15 protein-coding genes are annotated in these 16,442 nt (G+C 65.0%); 10 read left to right on the forward strand and 5 right to left on the reverse strand.

The genetic code is table 11. The features are described from left to right. The first annotated feature begins 194 nt into the window (after window positions 1–194). The 9 genes from G473_RS0106130 (at window position 195) to hslU (ending at window position 7,618) form a co-directional block, all read left to right on the forward strand. On the forward strand, window positions 195–1,190 hold the full coding sequence (locus G473_RS0106130; RefSeq protein ID WP_029012379.1) for a zinc-dependent alcohol dehydrogenase: 996 nt from the start codon (window positions 195–197) through the stop codon (window positions 1,188–1,190). A gap of 31 nt (window positions 1,191–1,221) precedes the next feature. Next, the gene (locus G473_RS0106135) at window positions 1,222–1,635 is read left to right on the forward strand and encodes a 6-pyruvoyl trahydropterin synthase family protein (protein ID WP_029012380.1); all 414 of its coding nucleotides are present in this window, start codon (window positions 1,222–1,224) and stop codon (window positions 1,633–1,635) included. After that, on the forward strand, window positions 1,632–2,723 hold the full coding sequence (locus G473_RS25370) for a glycosyltransferase family 4 protein (RefSeq protein ID WP_035705460.1): 1,092 nt from the start codon (window positions 1,632–1,634) through the stop codon (window positions 2,721–2,723). Before G473_RS0106135 ends, G473_RS25370 begins: the two co-directional genes overlap by 4 nt. Beyond that, window positions 2,720–3,592, forward strand: coding sequence for a hypothetical protein (locus tag G473_RS0106145; RefSeq protein ID WP_029012381.1), 873 nt, complete (start codon window positions 2,720–2,722; stop codon window positions 3,590–3,592). The genes G473_RS25370 and G473_RS0106145 overlap by 4 nt, the downstream gene beginning before the upstream one ends. Window positions 3,593–3,624: 32 nt before the next feature. Beyond that, window positions 3,625–4,299 carry a response regulator transcription factor gene (locus tag G473_RS0106150; protein WP_029012382.1) on the forward strand — a complete coding sequence of 225 codons (675 nt, stop codon included), beginning with the start codon at window positions 3,625–3,627 and terminating at the stop codon, window positions 4,297–4,299. A gap of 82 nt (window positions 4,300–4,381) precedes the next feature. Next, window positions 4,382–4,966: a YcbK family protein gene (locus G473_RS25375; RefSeq protein WP_051329936.1), complete on the forward strand. Its 585-nt coding sequence runs from the start codon at window positions 4,382–4,384 to the stop codon at window positions 4,964–4,966. Beyond that, the gene (locus G473_RS0106160; RefSeq protein WP_029012383.1) at window positions 4,963–5,655 is read left to right on the forward strand and encodes a hypothetical protein; all 693 of its coding nucleotides are present in this window, start codon (window positions 4,963–4,965) and stop codon (window positions 5,653–5,655) included. Before G473_RS25375 ends, G473_RS0106160 begins: the two co-directional genes overlap by 4 nt. Before the next feature lie 77 nt (window positions 5,656–5,732). Further along, window positions 5,733–6,290 carry an ATP-dependent protease subunit HslV gene (gene hslV, locus G473_RS0106165; RefSeq protein ID WP_029012384.1) on the forward strand — a complete coding sequence of 186 codons (558 nt, stop codon included), beginning with the start codon at window positions 5,733–5,735 and terminating at the stop codon, window positions 6,288–6,290. A 5-nt stretch (window positions 6,291–6,295) separates the two neighbouring features. Next, window positions 6,296–7,618 carry an ATP-dependent protease ATPase subunit HslU gene (gene hslU / locus G473_RS0106170; RefSeq protein WP_029012385.1) on the forward strand — a complete coding sequence of 441 codons (1,323 nt, stop codon included), beginning with the start codon at window positions 6,296–6,298 and terminating at the stop codon, window positions 7,616–7,618. Window positions 7,619–7,823: 205 nt separating this feature from the next. Here the strand turns inward: hslU and G473_RS0106175 are convergent, their stop codons facing one another. Then, window positions 7,824–9,686 carry an ABCB family ABC transporter ATP-binding protein/permease gene (locus G473_RS0106175; RefSeq protein ID WP_084437659.1) on the reverse strand — a complete coding sequence of 621 codons (1,863 nt, stop codon included), beginning with the start codon at window positions 9,684–9,686 and terminating at the stop codon, window positions 7,824–7,826. 244 nt (window positions 9,687–9,930) lie between these two features. On the opposite strand from G473_RS0106175, the gene upp reads away from it, so the two are divergent. Beyond that, window positions 9,931–10,575, forward strand: a complete 645-nt coding sequence (upp, locus tag G473_RS0106180; protein ID WP_029012387.1) for a uracil phosphoribosyltransferase — start codon at window positions 9,931–9,933, stop codon at window positions 10,573–10,575. 15 nt (window positions 10,576–10,590) lie between these two features. Here the strand turns inward: upp and G473_RS25380 are convergent, their stop codons facing one another. The 4 genes from G473_RS25380 to ugpQ all read right to left on the reverse strand — a co-directional run bounded on the left by G473_RS25380 (window position 10,591) and on the right by ugpQ (window position 16,195). Next, window positions 10,591–11,511 (reverse strand): 5'-methylthioadenosine/S-adenosylhomocysteine nucleosidase, encoded by a 921-nt coding sequence (locus tag G473_RS25380; protein ID WP_035705462.1) that lies wholly within the window; start codon window positions 11,509–11,511, stop codon window positions 10,591–10,593. A 54-nt stretch (window positions 11,512–11,565) separates the two neighbouring features. Beyond that, on the reverse strand, window positions 11,566–13,428 hold the full coding sequence (locus tag G473_RS0106190; protein WP_035705464.1) for a DUF885 domain-containing protein: 1,863 nt from the start codon (window positions 13,426–13,428) through the stop codon (window positions 11,566–11,568). Between the two features lie 36 nt (window positions 13,429–13,464). After that, window positions 13,465–15,327 carry a DUF885 domain-containing protein gene (locus G473_RS0106195; protein WP_051329937.1) on the reverse strand — a complete coding sequence of 621 codons (1,863 nt, stop codon included), beginning with the start codon at window positions 15,325–15,327 and terminating at the stop codon, window positions 13,465–13,467. A gap of 112 nt (window positions 15,328–15,439) precedes the next feature. Beyond that, the gene (gene ugpQ, locus G473_RS0106200; RefSeq protein ID WP_029012390.1) at window positions 15,440–16,195 is read right to left on the reverse strand and encodes a glycerophosphodiester phosphodiesterase; all 756 of its coding nucleotides are present in this window, start codon (window positions 16,193–16,195) and stop codon (window positions 15,440–15,442) included. Between the last annotated feature and the right edge of the window lie 247 nt (window positions 16,196–16,442).

A 16,442-nucleotide genomic window follows, 5' to 3' on the forward strand; every position in this document is an offset into this window, starting at 1 on the left:
TGGAAAGATTGGTCGTTCTGCCGGTTTGGCAAGGGTATGCAACAGACAGAAGAGAAGGCGCCGGAGGACCTATGGCATCCGTCCGGTTGCCATGCCACAGTGCCTGCGGGCAGCATTGCGGGACAAGTCTTCCGTTTCCCGCCGCCATTCCGGCATCCCGCCGCCTTCCCTGCCCCACGGATATCAGCCACCCCATGTCTCTTATTGCCCGGTCCTTCTGGACACTCGCCCCCGGACGCGGTGCCGTCTGCCAGCAGGCGCTGACCGATCCCGGTCCCGATGCCGTGCTGGTACGGGCCCTGGCCAGCGGTATCAGCCGGGGCACCGAATCGCTGGTTTTCCATGGACAGGTACCGGGTGAACTGGCTGATATCATGGCCTGCCCGATGCAGGAGGGGGCCTTTCCCGGCCCGGTGAAATATGGCTATTCCCTGGTGGCGCGGGTGGAGCGGGGGCCGGAAGGCCTGGCAGGTCGCCGGGTCTTCGTCCTGCACCCGCATCAGGACTGGGCCTTTGTGCCCGCCGATGCGTGCCGGCTGATCCCAAACAGCGTGCCGGATGAACGCGCCGTGCTGGCCGCGAATATGGAGACAGCGCTGAACCTGTTATGGGATGGCGGTGCTGCCCCCGGTCAGCGCATCGCCATTGTCGGCGGCGGCATTGTCGGCTGCCTTGCAGCCTATCTGGCCGCCCGCCTGCCCGGCGCGGAGGTGACACTGGTCGATCTGGCACCAGAGCGGGCGGACATCGCCCGGACACTGGGGGCCGGCTTCGCCCTGCCGGCGGCGGCGGCGCAGTCCCTGGCAGGGACTTGCGATCTGGTGATCCATTGCAGCGCCAGCGAGACCGGCCTTGCCACCGCCCTGTCCCTTGCCGGGACGGAGGCTACCCTGGTGGAAGGTTCCTGGTATGGCACAAGGCCGGTGGCGGCCCCGCTGGGGGCGGGGTTCCACCCCAGGCGCCTGCGCCTTGTTTCTTCCCAGGTTGGCATGGTGTCGCCGGGCTTCCGCCCACGCTGGACCCACGCAAGACGGCTGGATAAGGCCCTGTCCCTGCTGGCCGATCCGGTCCTGGACAGTCTGCTGGGGCCACGCCTGACACTGGACGAGGTGCCCGACGCCATGATCAGCCTGGACCGGCTGCCATTTGGTTGTCCTGTCATCCGCTATGAGGCTATCAACAATCCCTGATCTGAAAACCGTTCCGCCTTCGGGAGACGCCATGTACGCCCTGACCGTTCGCGACCACATCATGATCGCCCATAGTTTCACCGGCGCCATCTTCGGCCCGGCGCAGAAGCTGCACGGCGCCACCTTCGTGGTCGATGCCGAGTTCCGCCGCACCAGCCTGTCCACCGACGGGCTGGTGGTGGATATCGGGGCCGCGGCGGAAATGCTGAAGCAGGTGCTGGCGCCGCTGAATTACACCAATCTGGACGAAGTCCCGGAACTGGCCGGCCGCAACACCACCACCGAATTCCTGGCCGGCGAGATCCATCGCCGGCTGGATAAAGCCATTGCCGGCGGCGCCCTGGGGGCCGATGGCGCAGCATTGGCATCGCTGAAAGTGTCGCTGCACGAATCGCACACTGCCTGGGCCAGCTATGACGCCCCGCTGACCGGAGGGACGGCATGAACCGGCGCATCAACCGGCCTGTCCATATCATCTCCCCCGGCAGCATCGACCAGTTGACCGGCGGCTATGGCTATCTGCGCCGCCTGCGCGACGGGCTGCTGGCGCGGGGGGAAAAGGTCACGGTGCATGAGGTGCCGGGCCCCCATCCTTTCGTGGAAGAAGAGGCGCGGCTGGCCGCCGATGCGGTGCTGGCCACCATTCCCGATGGCGATGTGGTTCTGGTCGACGGGCTGGCTTTACCGGCTGCCGGCCATGCCCTGTGGGTGGAGCGCTACCGGTTGCGGCAGGTGGCGCTGGTCCATCACCCGCTGCATCTTGAACATGGATTGACGGCGGAACAGGCGACCATCCTGCGCCGGCTGGAACGGGACAGTCTGGCCCAGGTGCGCCGGGTGATCGTGCCCAGCCGCGCCACCCGGGCCGGGGTGATGGATCTGGATGTGCCCGCCGGTCGCATCACCATCGCCAATCCCGGCACCGACCGCCAGGCCCCCGCCCCGGGCAGCGGCGGAACCGCCCCCGTGCTGCTGACCGTGGCGACATTGACCCCGCGCAAGGGCCATCTGGTGCTGGTGGAAGCCCTGGCCCGGCTGCACCACCTGCCCTGGTCCCTGGTGCTGGTCGGCAGTGATGATCGCCATCCCGGCCATGCCGCCGCATTGCGCACCGCCATAGCAGAGGCCGGGTTGGCTGACCGCGTGCGCCTGACGGGGGAATTGTCCGGCCCGGCGCTGGAGACGGAATGGCAGGGGGCAGACCTGTTCGTGCTGCCCTCCCTGCATGAAGGCTATGGGATGGTGGCGGCCGATGCCCTGGCGCGCGGCCTGCCGGTGGTGACCAGCGATGCCGGTGCTTTGGGCGAGTTCGTGCCGCCCGCCGCCGGTGCCCTGGTCCCGCCCGGCGATCCGGTGGCACTGGCCGCCGCATTGGAACCGCTGCTGACCGACCCCGCCGCCCGCAAGGCCGCGGAGCAAGCGGCACGAACGGCAGGGGCCAGTCTGCCAAGCTGGGACGATACGGTCGGCATCATCCGGTCCGCGCTGGCCGCCAGTGTCTCCCCCCTGCCCGAGATCGAGCGCATCGCATGAGCGAGGGATTTGACGCCGGCTGGCTGCGCCTGCGGGAACCGCTGGATGCGGCGGCATTGGACAGGCCCCTGGCCCGGCAGTTCGCCCGGCTGCTGCCACCGGCGCCGAAACTGATGGATCTGGGCGCCGGCACGGGCAGCCATGTCCGCCTGCTCTGCCGCGACCTGGGCCAGCCGCGTCAGGATTGGACGCTTGTGGACCATGATCCCCGCCTGCTGGCGGTGGCACCGGCGGAACTGGCGGGCTGGGCCGGGGAACAGGGCTGGGGCACGACATGGGAAACCGGCGCCTGCCATATCCAGGCGCCTGGCCTGGAAATCGGCGTCACCCTGCGCACCCTTGATCTGGCGGCAGGGCTGGAGGGGCTGGATCTGTCCCGCTGCGACGGCATCACGGCCAAGGCCCTGTTCGACCTTGTATCCGCCGACTGGATGGCCGCTTTTGCCACTGCGCTTACGGCAGCCGGCCATCCGCCCCTTTATGCCAGCCTGAATGTCGATGGCAGGGTGGCCTTCAGCCTGCCCGATCCGGATGATGATTTCGTGCTTGGCCTTTTCCATGCCCATATGACGCGCGATAAGGGGCTTGGCCCTGCGCTGGGGCCGGCGATTGCCACCGCGATGCCGGACATTCTGGCGCGGAACGGTTATAAGGTGGAAACGGCTTCATCAGACTGGCAGATCGGCCCGGAACATCCCGGCGCCTATCTGGCCCTGCTGGACGGGTATGAACAGGCGGCGCGGGAGCAGGAACCAGCGGCAGCGGCACAGATCGCCGCCTGGGGACAGCGCCGGCGGGCGCTTGCGGGACGCCAAGACAGCGGGTTGATGGTGGGCCATGTCGATCTTCTGGCCTGGCGCCAGGGCTGAAGCGGGGGCAGGTTGGGGAGTGCCATGGCACCATGACCGCAAAGCATATCCTTCTGGTCGATGATGATGCGGCCCTGCGCCCGCTGATCGCCGAGCAGCTTACAGCCGCTGGCATGCAGGTGACAGAAGCCGCCTCCATGGCCGAAGGGCTGGAGAAGGGGCTGCACCAGGGCCCGTTCGATGCCATGCTGCTGAATAGCGATCTGCCGGATGGCGATGGCGGGCACCTGTGCCGGCATCTGCGGGCTCAGGGCATCACCTGCCCCATCATCCTGCTGACCGCCCCCGGCGGCCCCGCCCCCGCCCTGGCGGAAAGTGGCGCAACCGGCCATATCGCCAAGCCGTTCCGGCTGGCGATGCTGCTGGCACGGCTGCGTGATCATCTGCGTCAGGGGCAGGCGGCAACAGACCAGGGGCTGGATCTAGGGCCCTACCGCTTCCATCCCGGTGCCAAGCAGCTTCTGGCCGGGACACAAAAAATCCGCCTGACGGAAAAGGAAACCCAGATCCTGCGCCATCTGCACGGTGCCGGCGGGCAATGCGTGCCGCGCGATGCGCTGCTGGATGCCGTCTGGGGCTATGCGGACGGCATCACCACCCATACGCTGGAAACCCATATTTACCGCCTGCGCCGCAAGATTGAACCCGACCCCGCACAGGCCAGCCTGCTGGTGACGGAACCTGGAGGCTATCGGCTGGTTGTTTGACGGGTTGTCCCGACAGCCCCTTTTTTGTCACCCTGTACCCGTCACCCGACTTTCGCGCCCGCTGCCCGCCGGAGCCCACCCCTTGTCCCTGTCACGCCGTACCTTTGCCGGCCTGCTGCTGGCTGCCCCCGCCCTGTTGACCGCCTGTTCCACCCGCCCGCCGAAAGCCCCGGTGGAAGAGGAGATGCCGCCGCTTCCGCCCCTGCCGGACATCCGCCGCATCGTGCTGTCCCACCCGCGCAGCAAGGAGCTGGTGGACGTGATCTATTTCCACAATGGCGGTTACGACAAGGACGCCATGGCCAAGATCAACCACCTGCTGCGCGACCGGCGCACCGGCGAGGTGGGCAGGATCGACCCGCTGCTGATGGATTTCATGTTCGATCTGCTGCTGCGCACCGGCCTGCCCCCCACGACGGTGGTGGAGGTGACGGATGGCTTCCGGTCCGCCGGCACCAATGCCGATCTGGTCAAGGTCAACAGCAATGCGGCGCGGGAAAGCTACCATCTTTCCGGCCGCGCCATGGATTTCAAGGTGCCGCTGCTGCCCGGCGCCGCCTTGGGCGAGATTGCCAAGACCATGCAGCGCGGCGGGGCTGCCTATTATCCCTCCACCGGCCACACCCATATTGATACCGGCCCCAACCGCACCTGGAAAACACGATGAGCAGACGCCCCCTTTCCCTGCTGGTGCGGCTGGCGGCGGGCCTGTTCTTGATGCTGGGGCTAGGGGGCTGCCTGCTGACGCAGAGCGACAGCGTGTTGCTGCCCACGGGGGAGGCGCTGCCGCCGGGCCTGCTGTCCCGCGATATCCCCACTGGGCTGGGCGATACGTTGAGCGTGCGGGCAGAAGGGGGGCGCAACGGGACGCGCTATATCGTCTCCGGTGCCGGGGGGCTGATTGGCAGCCTGGCCTTCCAGGAATTGCCTGGTCTGCCCCTGCAATCCCTGTCCGTTCCGGGGGGAGAGGCGCGGGCGGTTTATCTGGTGCAGGCCCGCCTGACCGGTGACGGGTTGCGCCGGCTGGACAGACGGGTCCGTTTGCCCGATGCCATGCGCACCGATGGGGAGGCCCAGCGTTACGCCTATCTGCCGCTGGCCCTGGTGCGCCAGGGCACCGATGCGCCCACCCTGGCCTTTATCGATTGCGAAGGGACCGATATCGGTACGCTATTCCGGTCAGAAGCAACGAAATCCGGCTTCCGCTTCAGCCGGGATGGCGTGCTGCGCATCGGCGACCGGGCCGCGACATTGCGCGCCATGCGGATGAGCATCGCGCAGCAGATCGAAAGCGGCACCTGCCGGGCGGAGCGGCGGCTGGAACTGTCCCAGGCCCATCCACTGCATCTGCCATAGTGCTGCGGCTTGACGCGGGCGTGCGCCTGCCCACATAGCAGGGACCCTTTTCCGATCCGTCAGGCAGCGAACCCGACATGAGCCAATCCAACCCCCATGATCCGATCCAGTGGCATGGCACCACCATCATTTCCGTCCGCAAGGGCGGACAGGTGGTCATTGCCGGCGATGGCCAGGTTTCCATGGGCCAGACCGTGATGAAATCCAACGCCCGCAAGGTGCGCCGCCTGGCCGGCGGATCGGTGATGGCCGGTTTCGCCGGTGCCACCGCCGATGCCTTTGCCTTGTTCGAGCGGCTGGAAGCCAAGCTGGAACAGCATCCCGGCCAGTTGACCCGTGCGGCGGTGGAAATGGCCAAGGATTGGCGCACCGACCGTTACCTGCGCCGGCTGGAAGCCCTGATGGCCGTGGCGGACAAGGATGTCTCCCTGGTCATCACCGGCAATGGCGATGTGCTGGAGCCGGAGGACGGCATTATCGGCATCGGTTCCGGCGGCTCATACGCGCTGGCCGCCGCCCGCGCCCTGATTGATATTGAAGGGCTGGACGCGGAAACCATCGCACGGCGGGCCATGAAGGTGGCCGGCGATATCTGCGTCTATACCAACCATTCCGTCACGCTGGAGAAGATGTGACCGCCATGAGCACGACGACCGCCTTCTCCCCGCGTGAGATCGTATCCGAACTGGACCGCTATATTGTCGGCCAGAATGAGGCCAAGCGCGCCGTTGCCATTGCGCTGCGCAACCGCTGGCGCCGCCAGCAGTTGGATGCCGGATTGAAGGATGAGGTTCTGCCCAAGAACATCCTGATGATCGGCCCCACCGGTGTCGGCAAAACCGAAATCGCCCGCCGTCTGGCCAAGCTGGCCAATGCCCCCTTCCTGAAGGTGGAAGCCACCAAATTCACTGAGGTCGGTTATGTCGGCCGCGATGTGGAACAGATCGTCCGCGATCTGGTGGAGGTTGCCATCGGCCTGTCGCGCACCCGCCTGCGCAAGGAAGTGGAAGCCAAGGCCGAACTGGCGGCGGAAGAACGGGTGCTGGATGCGCTGGTCGGCAATGGCGCCTCCCCCGATACCCGCGCCAAGTTCCGCAAGATGCTGCGTGAAGGCAGCCTGAACGACAAGGAGATCGAGATCCAGGTGGCCGACAATGCCGTGCCCGGCATGCCGACCCTGGATATTCCCGGCATGCCGGGTGCCCAGATGGGCATGGTCAATCTGGGCGATATTTTCGGCAAGGCGTTCGGCGGCGGTCGCACCAAGACCCGCAAGATGAGCGTGTCGGAAAGCTACGAAGTGCTGATGGCGGAAGAGAGCGACAAGCTGCTGGATGCCGAGAAGGTGACGGCTGATGCCATCCATGCGGTGGAACAGAACGGCATCGTCTTCCTGGACGAGGTGGACAAGATCTGCGCCCGCAGCGAGGCGCGCGGCGGCGATGTCTCCCGCGAGGGCGTGCAGCGCGACCTGCTGCCGCTGATCGAGGGCACGACAGTGGCCACCAAGCATGGGCCGGTGAAGACCGACCATATCCTGTTCATCGCGTCCGGCGCCTTCCACATCGCCAAGCCCAGCGACCTGCTGCCGGAATTGCAGGGCCGCCTGCCCATCCGCGTCAACCTGACCCCGCTGACCCAGGGTGATTTCCGCCGCATCCTGACGGAGCCGGAAGCCAGCCTGATCAAGCAATATGTGGCCTTGATGAAGACCGAAGAGGTGGAACTGGTCTTCGAGGATACCGCCATCGACGAACTGGCCCGGCTGGCAGCCGAGATCAACCGCACGGTAGAAAATATCGGCGCCCGCCGCCTGCATACGGTGCTGGAACGGCTGCTGGAGGAAATCAGCTTCTCCGCCACCGAAAAGGGCGGCCAGACCATCACGATTGATGCCGACTATGTCCGCCAGCAGTTGGACGGGCTGGCGCAGAATACCGACCTGTCCAAGTTCATCCTGTAAGGGGTTTGACAGGGGACGGGGCCGCCAAAAGCCCCATCCCTTGGGGTCTGTCAGGTTTAGGTGGGATCAACCTACACCTGACGGACCTTAGAATCCCAAGCCGGAATAGGCATCATTACGATTACAAAATAAACCCCAGTGGCAGATCAGGCCGCTGGGGTTTTTCATTGCGAATACGGAATGATAAAGGCAGGGGCGGCGTGCCTCACACCGCCACCATCTCCCCCTTCGCCCCGCTTTCCTGCTGGCGGGCCCACAGGGCGGCATAGGCACCGCCCTCGGCCAGCAGGTCGGCATGGCTGCCGCGTTCCACGATGCGACCGGCATCCAGCACGATAATCTCATCCGCATCCACCACGGTGGACAGGCGGTGGGCGATGACTAGGGTGGTGCGGCCGCGGGCGGCATCGGTCAGGGCAGCCTGGATTTCCCGCTCCGTATGGGTATCCAGCGCGCTGGTCGCTTCATCCAGGATCAGGATCGGCGGGTCCTTCAGCAGGGTGCGGGCAATCGCCACCCGCTGCTTTTCCCCGCCGGACAGTTTCAGCCCCCGTTCGCCCACCATCGTGTCCCAGCCATCCGGCAAGGCCTTGATGAAGTCCAGGATCTGCGCTGAGGCGGCCACCCGGTCCAGATCGGCCTGACTGGCACCGGTACGGCCATAGGCGATGTTGTAACGGATCGTGTCGTTGAACAGCACCGTGTCCTGCGGGACGATGCCGATGGCAGCCCGCAGCGAGGTCTGCGTCACGTCGCGCACATCCTGCCCGTCGATCAGCACGGCGCCATCGGTCACGTCATAAAACCGGTAGAGCAGGCGGGACAGGGTGGATTTGCCGGCCCCGGTCGGTCCGACCACGGCCACGGTGCGACCGGCAGGCACGGCCAGATCGATCCCTTTCAGGATCGGGCGGCGGGCATCATAGGCGAAATGCACATCGCGGAACCGGATGGCACCACCCTGGGGGGCCAGGGCAGGCGCGCCCGGCTTATCCTCCACCTCCCGATCCACGGTCAGCAGTTCGAACATCCGCTCCATATCGTTCAGCGACTCGCGGATGCCGCGATAGACGAAACCGAAAATATTCAGCGGCTGGTAAAGCTGCAAAAGATAGGTGTTCACCAGCACGAAATCGCCAATGGTAAGCTGGCCGGCCACAATCCCCGCCGCCGCCATCCACATCACCGCCACCACGCCGACCGCGATGATGATGCCCTGGCCCACATTCAGCAGGGAGAGGGAGGATTGGGTGCGGACGGCCGCATCCTCATAGACCCGCAGCGCCTTGTCATAACGGTTGGCCTCGAACGCCTCGTTGCCGAAATATTTCACCGTCTCGTAATTCAGCAGCGTGTCGATGGCCTTGGCATTGGCGCTGGTATCGGCATCCAGCATCTGCCGGCGGATGCGGGTACGCCAGTTGGTGACCGTGATCGTGTAGGTGATGTAAAGCGCGACCGTGCCGAAGGTGACGGCGGCGAAACGGAAATCGAACAATTTCCACAAGATGCCCGTGACCAGCAGGATTTCCAGCAGGGTCGGCAGCACATTGAACAGGGACGTGCTGAGCAGGCTGTCGATGGATTTCGTCCCCCGCTCCACAATGCGGGACAGGCCGCCGGTCTGGCGTTCCAGGTGGAAGCGCAGCGACAGGGCGTGCAGATGGCGGAAGACATTCAGCGCCGCCACCCGCATGGCGCGCTGGCTGACCCGCTCAAACACGGCGTCGCGCAATTCCCCGAACGCCAGGCTCAAAACCCGCGCCAGCCCATAGGCCAGGATAAAGCCCAGCGGGATGGCCACAGCCGGGTTGGCTGCGGCGGCCTGGGCCACCCCTTCCGGCGACAGGGTATCAACCGCACCCTTGTACCAGATGGGCACCGTGACGTTGGCCCCCTTGGCCGCAGCCAGGAACAGCAGCGCCACCACCACCCGCACCTTCATGCCCGTCTGCCCTACCGGCCACAGATAGGGCAGCAGGCGTTTCAGCACCTGACCATCGGTCAGACGGGTACGATTGCCGCGATCGGCATTCTGGGTGCCGCTGGGGCGGTCGTGACGGCGCATGGGGACTTTCCGGGGAACCGGGACGGGCGGGGGTGAGGCCAAAGAATATGGGCCATAACCCGCCGCCGGCACAGCCCATGGTGGCTGCGCGGCTGCCGCCCGCCGGGCGCAGGGGTCGGCCACGGGCACGGATGCGCCCGCCCGGCGCCTGAAGGGATGGATATGCCGCGCATCTGGACGCTGACGCTGGCGGCATCACTCGCTATGCTGGGCTTATCCTTCAAAGAGCTTGAGCCCGGTGGCCATGACGACCGACCTGCCCAACCTGCATGTGCTGACCCACCCGCTGATCCAGCACAAGCTGTCGCATATGCGCGATAAGAACCGCTCCACCATGGGTTTCCGCCAGTTGCTGCGGGAGATCGCCCTGCTGATGGGGTATGAGATCACGCGCGACCTGCCCATGACGACGGAGCGGATTGAAACACCGCTCTGCCCGATGGATGCGCCCGTGATCGAGGGGCGCAAACTGGCCGTGGTGCCTATCCTGCGCGCCGGCCTGGTGATGGCGGAAGGGCTGCTGGAACTGGTGCCGGCAGCCCGCGAAGGCCATATCGGCCTTTACCGCGACCATGAAACCAAGCGGCCGGTAGAATATCTGGTCAAGCTGCCGGACCCGGTGGGCCGCATCTTCATCCTGGTCGATCCGATGCTGGCCACCGGCTATTCCGCCGTCCACGCCGTGGATGTGCTGAACCGCCATGGCGTGGCGGACAGCCAGATCCGCTTCATGGCCCTGGTTTCCGCCCCCGAAGGGGTCAAGGTGTTCCACCAGCACCATCCCGATGTGCCGGTCTTCACCGCCGCCCTGGACAGCCACCTGAACGATGATTCCTACATCGTGCCCGGCCTGGGCGATGCGGGTGACCGGCTGTTCGGCACGAAATAAGGGGCTTTCCGCCTTTTACGGGGCCGGCATCGCCTTGACGAAGCCGGTCACCACCTTGGCCGCGTTGGCAGCGGCCAGGTTTAAGAAAATCCTGAACCGGTTTTCATCCGGATCGGCGCCGGCCAGATCGGACACGGACCGGAAGATGATGAAGGGGACGCCGTTCTGTTCCGCCACCAGGGCAACGGCGGAGGATTCCATATCCACCACCCGCGCCTGCATGGTGGCGAACAGATATTCCCGCCAGGCCGCATTATCCATGAAGGCCGGGCCGGAGACGGCATTGCCGCCCACCGTCGCCACCGGCTGGCGATCCAGGCAATCCGTCTTGGTGGCACAGCGTTCCAGCGTGATGCCCGGCACCACCTTCCCGGCCAGGGCCAGCAGGTCAGCCGACGCCTCGAACCAGAATTTACGCTCCGGCTCCGCCTTGCCGGGCCGGCGGATATAGGCGTTGGAGGGCTGGATCACCCCCATGGGCGGATAGGGCAGGCTGGCCCAGCCCACAGGTGCCAGCTTTCCATCCGCCGTCTGGCGCACGATATGGCTTTCCAGATACTGGCCCCAGCGCTGCGGCACGCTGACATCACCAATATGCAGGCCGGGATCAACCCCGCCGGCAACGCCGCTGAAAACCAGGCTTTTCACGGCAAACCGGTCGAACAGCATCTGCGTCGTCATGGCCGCATTGACCATGCTGATCCCGCTTTGCACCAGCACCACCGGCTTGCCGCCCAGCGTGCCGGTGGTGAAGCTGATGCCATGCTGGCTGTGGGTTTGCCTGTCCGCCGTCGCTGCCAGCAGCGCTTCCATCTCCGGATCGAAGGCCGACATCACGGCGATGCGCGGTGTCTTGTCAACCGACTGGGCCTGGACAGCAGCGCCCGGCACCAGCAGGGCAAGGCACAGGGCAAGGGCGGCGGGCAGTTTCAGCATGCGTCGGTCCTTGGGGAAAGTAGGTGTCGGGGAAGGCGGTGTCGGATGCCTATATCACTTCACCGAAGCGATCCAGGCATCCACCTGTTCGCCCAGGATATCCAGGGGTACCGCACCGGTGCGCAGCACCACCTCATGGAAGCCTTTCAGGTCGAATTTGGCACCCAATTCCCGGCGGGCCTTGTCGCGCAGTTCCATGATGCGGAGCATGCCGACATAATAGCTGGTGGCCTGACCGGGATTGACGATGTAGCGATCCACTTCCCGGATCACCTGATCCCGGTTCAGCGGCGTGTTGGCGACGAAATAATCCACCGCCTGTTCGCGGGTCCATTTCTTGGCATGGATGCCGCTATCCACCACCAGCCGCACGGCGCGCCAGATCTGGGTCGTCAACCGGCCGAAATCGGCATAGGGGTCCTGGTAGAAACCCTGCTCCTTGGGCAGCATCTCCGAATAGAGGCCCCAGCCCTCGGTATAAGCGCCATAGAAGCCGAAGCGGCGGAAGCTGGGCACATCGTCCCCCAGTTCCTGCGCGATGGCGATCTGCATGTGATGGCCGGGAATGCCCTCATGATAGATGATGGCGTCGGACTGCCATTTCGCCATTTCCCGCATATCGGCCAGATTGGCGTAGAAGATGCCGGGCCGCGAGCCATCCGGGGAGGGCTGGTTATAGAAGGCCGGCGGGGCCGATTTTTCCCGATAGGCTTCCACCCGCTTCACCACCAGCGGCGCCTTGGGCTTGGTGATGAACCATTCATCCAGCCGGGCGGTGAATTCAGCCAGGATCTTCTCGCAATGGGCCAGATAGGCCGCACGCCCGGCATCATCATTGCTGAAGTAGAATTTCGGGTCGGTGCGCAGATGATGGAAAAATTCCGGCAGCGTGCCTTTGAATTCCACCTTGCGCATGATGGTCTGCATTTCCTTTTGCAGTTCGGCCACATGCTTCAGGCCCAGTTCATGGATCTGGTTGGGTGTCAGGTCGGTGGTGGTGTCCTGCTTCACCACGAAGCGATAATAGGTTGCCCCGTCCGGCAACTTCCAGACGCCATCTTCCTGGGTGGCTTGGGCTTCCAGCTTCCCGGCGGCCACATCCAGCGCCTCATAGGCGGGCTTCACCTTCTCCACCAGGATGCGGGCGGCTTCGGCCACCAGCTTGTCCTTCTCGGCCTGGGGAATGTCCAGGGCTGTGACCTTGCCCTTGAAATCGGCATAAAGGGCGCTGTCCGCGCCGCCATCGAACGGTGCGCCGGTAATGACGGACCGGATATCCGGGCGCATCTTGGTCAGGGAGAATTTGGGCGGGATGATGCCCTTGGCCGCGCTGTCATAGCCCCGGTCGATGGTCTGCTGGATCACGCGGGGGATGCCTTCCAGCCGGGCCAGATAGGCCCGCGCATCACCGATATCCGCGATATCATGGGCATTGGCCAGGAAGCTGGGGATGCCGGTATGGCGCCCGCCCAGATGGTTCAGCGGATAGCCATAGGGCCGCCATTGCAGGGCGGCGATTTCCAGCTCGCACCGGTTCTCAAACAACCGGTAATTCAGTTTGGCCGCCGGCGGCAGCCGGGCCGGGTCCCAACCCTGGCGCAGCAGCTTCAGCGCCGTGCGCGTGCGCTCCACCGCCAGCGCGGCGAAGGCGTCGCTGTCATCGTCCCAGCGGTCATAATTGGTCTTGCGGCCCAGATAGGTCTGCATCTCCGGGGAGAGCGACACCCCGGCCTCGAACACTTCTTCCAGGAAGGCGTTCAGGGCCGTCACATCATCCTTGGTCTTGGGCGTGGCTGCAGGCGACAGGGTAAGCGGGCCAAGGCCCGACTGGGCCAGGGCGGCGGGCAAGCCACCGGCCACCAAGGCAAGCGTGGCCGCAGCCCCCAGCAGGGTACGGCGGGAAAACGACTCAGACATGGATTGCCTCGCTGACAGTTTGTTATAGGCCGCGCTTTACGCTTTGCGGCCATTGATCCAGCCATCCACCACCTGTTCCAGCACCGACAAGGGCACCGACCCATTGGCCAGGATGGCATCGTGGAACCCCTTCATATCAAAGGAAGGCCCCAGTTCCTTCTTCGCTTTTTCCCGCAATTCCAGCACCTTGCGCAGCCCGATATAATAGGCGCAGGCCTGTCCTGGATAGACGATGTAGCGATCGACCTCCCGTTCCGCCACTTCGCGCGTGAAGGCGGTATTGCGGGTGAAATAGTCTATCGCCTGCTGGCGTGACCATTTTTTCACATGGATGCCGGTATCCAGCACCAGCCGGATGGCGCGCCATAACTCAAAGGTCAGGCGGCCGAAATCGGAATAGGGATCTTCATAGAAGCCCAGTTCCTTGGGCAGCCGTTCCGAATAAAGCCCCCAGCCCTCCACATAGGCCGTGTGCATGTCATGCCGGCGGAAGGCGGGCAGGTTGGTGGCTTCCTGTGCCAGGGCGATCTGCATGTGATGGCCGGGAATGCCCTCGTGGAAGGCCAGAACCTCCATCTGCCAGATCGGCATTTCCTTCATGTTGGACAGGTTGACGTAATAAATGCCGGGGCGCGACCCGTCGCTGGCGGGGGGGGAATAGCGGGCAATGGTCTCGCTCGCCTCCCGATACCGTTCAAACCGCTGCACCACCAGGGGGGCCTTGGGCTTCAGGTTGAACTGCCCGTCCAGGGCGGCCTTCACCTTTTCCAGGATGTGTGTGGCACCGTTGATATAGGCGGCATGGCCTTCATCGGTATCGGGGAAGTAAAAGCGCCCTTCTTCGCGCAGGAAGCGGTTGAAGGCCGCCATATCGCCGGTGAAGCCGACCTTATGCTTGATGGCGGCCATTTCGTCCTGGATACGCCGTACTTCCTGCAGGCCCAGGGCGTGAACGGTTTCCGGCTCCAGTTCCAGGGTCGTGTGGCTGCGCAGGCACCAGCGGTAATAATCCTCACCATCGGGCAGTTTCCACACCCCGTCGCGATCATCCGCCCGTGCCGCCAGCCCTTCCAGGCTCGTGGCCAGCCGCTGCCAGGCGGGGGCGAAAGCATCTTGCAGCGCGCCGCTTGCCTGGCGGGTCAAATCCTGCTTCTCCGCCTCCGGCAAGGGCAGGTCGGCGACCTTGCGGGCAAAACCCGCCAGCAGAGCACTGTCCGCTGCCGCATCCGGCTGGAAAGGCCGACCTGTCAGGACGTTGCGCACGGCCCCCAGGGTCTTTTCCACAGAAAAGCGGGGCGGGATCACGCCATTGGCGGCCCGTTCCTCCAGCGCCTGGATCAAGTGTCCCACCGGCTGGCCGACGCTGCGGACACGCGCGATCCAGGCGCGCGCGCCTTGCCCATCCCGCACCGGATGGTATGTCGACAGCAGATCGACGATTTCCCCATGCCGACCATTGAAATGGTCAGCGGGATAGGAATTGCCCCGCCAGCGGGCAGCGGCCAACTTTTCCCCGGCCTGATATTCCCATAATTTCTTGTTCAGCCGTCCGGCGGGGGTCAGCCCGCCATCGGGGAAATCGCGATGCAGCCGATCCAGGGCGGCGGCCAGCACCCGGTCATTCTCGGCCAGGGCTGCTTCCGACCGGTCATCCCAGCCATCCTGCGGCCCGCCCAGGCCCAGCCATGTCCGCATTTCCGGTGATCGGGCGGCGTCGGCGTCAAATTGTTCGGCAAAAAACCGGTCCAGTGCCGCATCCGGGCCGGTCGCCATGGTCTGCGCCTGCGCGATGCCGCGGCCCAGCATCATCCCGGCGGCAAGGGCGCCACATCCGGCCAGCAAACCCCGCCGGGTAAGGGGGCCATGCACCAATCGCTGCGGGGCATTGTGCTGGACCATCGCCGATATCCCTTGCTGTCTCGCGGCACAGGACTTTGGCGCAGCACGGCCCATCCGGCAAGATGGCGTGAAGGCGACGGGCCTTTCAGGACCAACTGAAGCGGCCGTTTCTTCAGCCCTTCGGCCCTTTGCCGGTCAGCGCCTGGAAAAGCCCCTGCGGCGTATCAGTGAAAATTCCGGTGACACCCCAGGCGAACAGGCGGCGGGCCTGCTCCGCCTCGTTCACCGTATAGGCCAGAACGGGGCGGCCCGTGGCGCGATAGGCAGCGATGCTCTCCGCCGTCTGACGGGCGGCGTTGATGTTGATGGTGCGGACGTCCAGCCGGTCGGCAATGGCGGCCCAATCGTCCGGGGGCTCATCCATCAGATAACCGCGCGGCCAGTGCGGCGCCACCTGCTGCGCCATCTCCAGCGCCGTGACGGAAAAGCTGCTGACCAGCGGTGGTGGCCGGTCGGCGGGCCAGAGCGACAGGGCCATGGACAGGGCAATGCCGGCTGTCTGTTCATCCCGCCCGGGGCAGGGCTTGATCTCCAGGTTCAGGCCGATATCCAACAGGATGGCAGCCTGCAGCGCTTCCGCCAGCGTCGGCACCCGTTCCCCCCGGAAACTGGCACCGAACCAGGAACCGGCATCCAGCCGCCGCAAGCTGGTGAAATCCATCTGCGCCACCGGGCCATGGCAATTGGTGGTGCGGTCCAGATCATCATCATGGAACAGGACCGGCACACCATCGGCCGTGATCTTCACATCCAGTTCCACCCACAACGCCCCCTGCAACGCGGCGGCGCGCATGCCGGCAAGGGTGTTTTCCGGCGCGTGGCGGGCAGCACCGCGATGGCCGATCAGGCGGGGGATGGAAAGGCTCATCGGTCCCTGCTTATCCGGGGATTACCTGGGGAGAGTTTGTGAGGGTTTGGGGTTGTCAGGCGTAAGCTGAAGCAAAGGGGGGCAGCCTAGAATTTGTCAGGTTTAGGTTGGATCAACCTCGACCGTCACCCCGGCGCAGGCCGGGGCCCAGGATCACAAGCGCCTTGCTCTACGAAACTGGACCCCGGCCGCAGCATGGGTGACGGTAGTGAGAACCATGTCCGATTCCAACTAAACCGGACACACT

Origin of the sequence: Niveispirillum irakense DSM 11586 (genome assembly GCF_000429645.1) — a bacterium.
Classification (GTDB): domain Bacteria; phylum Pseudomonadota; class Alphaproteobacteria; order Azospirillales; family Azospirillaceae; genus Niveispirillum; species Niveispirillum irakense.

Coding starts and splice junctions, on each gene's coding strand:
- G473_RS0106195 (WP_051329937.1), bottom strand. CDS start 15,327: ATGGTCCAGCACAATGCCCCGCAGCGATTGGTGCATGGCCCCCTTACC.
- G473_RS0106150 (WP_029012382.1), top strand. CDS start 3,625: ATGACCGCAAAGCATATCCTTCTGGTCGATGATGATGCGGCCCTGCGC.
- G473_RS25370 (WP_035705460.1), top strand. CDS start 1,632: ATGAACCGGCGCATCAACCGGCCTGTCCATATCATCTCCCCCGGCAGC.
- G473_RS25380 (WP_035705462.1), bottom strand. CDS start 11,511: ATGCTGAAACTGCCCGCCGCCCTTGCCCTGTGCCTTGCCCTGCTGGTG.
- G473_RS0106175 (WP_084437659.1), bottom strand. CDS start 9,686: ATGCGCCGTCACGACCGCCCCAGCGGCACCCAGAATGCCGATCGCGGC.
- G473_RS0106130 (WP_029012379.1), top strand. CDS start 195: ATGTCTCTTATTGCCCGGTCCTTCTGGACACTCGCCCCCGGACGCGGT.
- hslU (WP_029012385.1), top strand. CDS start 6,296: ATGAGCACGACGACCGCCTTCTCCCCGCGTGAGATCGTATCCGAACTG.
- G473_RS0106160 (WP_029012383.1), top strand. CDS start 4,963: ATGAGCAGACGCCCCCTTTCCCTGCTGGTGCGGCTGGCGGCGGGCCTG.
- G473_RS0106190 (WP_035705464.1), bottom strand. CDS start 13,428: ATGTCTGAGTCGTTTTCCCGCCGTACCCTGCTGGGGGCTGCGGCCACG.
- upp (WP_029012387.1), top strand. CDS start 9,931: ATGACGACCGACCTGCCCAACCTGCATGTGCTGACCCACCCGCTGATC.
- G473_RS0106145 (WP_029012381.1), top strand. CDS start 2,720: ATGAGCGAGGGATTTGACGCCGGCTGGCTGCGCCTGCGGGAACCGCTG.
- G473_RS0106135 (WP_029012380.1), top strand. CDS start 1,222: ATGTACGCCCTGACCGTTCGCGACCACATCATGATCGCCCATAGTTTC.
- hslV (WP_029012384.1), top strand. CDS start 5,733: ATGAGCCAATCCAACCCCCATGATCCGATCCAGTGGCATGGCACCACC.
- ugpQ (WP_029012390.1), bottom strand. CDS start 16,195: ATGAGCCTTTCCATCCCCCGCCTGATCGGCCATCGCGGTGCTGCCCGC.